Raw genomic sequence first — 1,919 nt, 5'->3', positions numbered from 1 at the left:
TTAACACATATAGGAGTAAACCCTGCTAATAAGAATGGAAGACAAATATATTGGAAAATTACTAGTCCCGTTCAGGATTTTGTATTGCAACAAGTGTCCTTTCTATTTGAGTCAAGAAAAAGGCGTTAGATTTGTTTAATTGTTAAAATTTTGTTATATTAAAACATGAGTTGTAAAACAGAGGAAAAGGGCGAGCGATATATAGAACGGTTTGATGATTATTCATTTATCATCGCACCAAAACAGTACCCTTACATTGTCGAAGATGTCGACCTATATGAGGGTGATGAGATAAGTTTATCTATTAAAGGAATACACTTGGACGACGAAAACACACCGTTCAACTTTGCTATATTTGATAGTTTTGAAGGAGTGTTTAAACTACATTCAAGACATTCTACTTCGTATCCTTTACAAGAAAGTAATTTTGTATTGGGTCAATCAGAAGAAGCGTTGCAATATGACATAGATCAAGGTAATCCACCCAATACTACTTATGATGAGCTACATTTGATTGACGCGGGTTATAGTATATTAGAAGATTATAACAAACCAATTGTTGAATTAGACGTGCAAGGCATTGCCTTTGATAGTATATATACATTTATGAGATTTAAAATAGACATAGAAAAAGATATAACATAATGAGTTTATTAGATAGTCTTATTACTGGTAACCGAGCCAGGTCTGAGAAGTATGCTAAGGGTATAGCTGGTTCTGAAGGTTTGAACCTTGACTATATCTCAACAGATGTTGGGGTTTTGCCACCAGATTATGTAGCGGGTAGTGGATTGGCCTTTGGGCAATATCCAGTAGAGGAGGATATTTTTCAACGAGTAAGGTGGGATTTTGATAAGGGTGAGTGGATACATATTGGAGCGCCACAACCAAGTCTGAGAAGAACAGACTCGTTTTTTACTAAAAAACTTAATACAGTAAAAGATTTTGAAAACGAAATTCCTAATACCTTTGAATTTTTCTTAACTTCGACACCTACTCGTAGAACTTTAGGATATAATGAGATAAATGACGGTGAAGGATCATTATATTATTGGAGTTCCGACAGGACAAGACAAGACCATAATGGACTACAGATAATTTCACCAACGTGGGATAATGGAAGTTATGGTAATGAAAACGATTCTAATTGGTTTAATACAGACCCAAATGATGATAGCAATGGTGTTTGGATAAGACTGTCTTTCGACCAAAAGTTTTTTAATGAAGAAAACATTTCCTTTGTCCAAGGACAGTTACCACCCACTACAGAGGCTAACAGTGGAGATTTGGGTTTGTATCAGGATAATGAAGGTTATTATAATTATTTACAATATAATGACAGTGGTAACAACTGGGACTTAGTCGGTAATAAAATTCCTTCAAAAGAAGTAACAGATCTTTTACAAGAGGCGCAAACAACAGGGGTTATAGGGTACAACACAAAATCTGATATGGATGCTGATACTTCACAGTCAGATCAAACTATAGGTGTTGTGATGAATGACTCCACAGCATCTAATAATGGCTATTACCGTTGGGATGATTCTGCTGGAAGCTGGGTAAAGCGTGATGAATTTTATGCAAATACCTTAGACCCTGCCGATACCAGTGAGGCGGTTACTGGGAAGGCTGTGGAAGGTCATGTGGCTCCAATTAGGAATAGGGATACAATTTATTCAGATAGCGCAGATGGCGACAATATAACGAATCTGGTTGGCATCAAGGATTTGATTATCACAAACACACAGGCTGGAAAAGTATATACCGTAACATCAGTTTCCAATGATGGTAGCACTATTAATATTAATATTTTCCGATCAGATGATGAGATAGGCACAAATTACGCATCCGTATTAAAACTTTCATTTAGTAATGATAGTGGGTATCAGAGTGCAAGCAAGCAAGGTTCAGCAGGTGAG

General features: G+C 36.3%; 2 protein-coding genes. Both read left to right on the top strand.

Annotation, left to right across the window (positions count from 1 at the left end):
• Positions 1-165: 165 nt before the first annotated feature.
• Positions 166-645 carry a hypothetical protein gene (locus tag VK998_RS06265; protein WP_325226641.1) on the top strand — a complete coding sequence of 160 codons (480 nt, stop codon included), beginning with the start codon at positions 166-168 and terminating at the stop codon, positions 643-645.
• On the top strand, positions 645-1,919 hold a 1,275-nt coding region (locus VK998_RS06260; protein ID WP_325226639.1), incomplete at its 3' end, for a hypothetical protein. The genes VK998_RS06265 and VK998_RS06260, both read left to right, overlap by 1 nt.

The organism is Schnuerera sp. (assembly GCF_035459645.1).
In the GTDB taxonomy this organism is placed as follows: Bacteria; Bacillota; Clostridia; order Tissierellales; family Tepidimicrobiaceae; genus Schnuerera.
This window is presented reverse-complemented; position numbering and strand designations above follow the sequence as displayed.

Coding starts and splice junctions, on each gene's coding strand:
- VK998_RS06265 (WP_325226641.1), top strand. CDS start 166: ATGAGTTGTAAAACAGAGGAAAAGGGCGAGCGATATATAGAACGGTTT.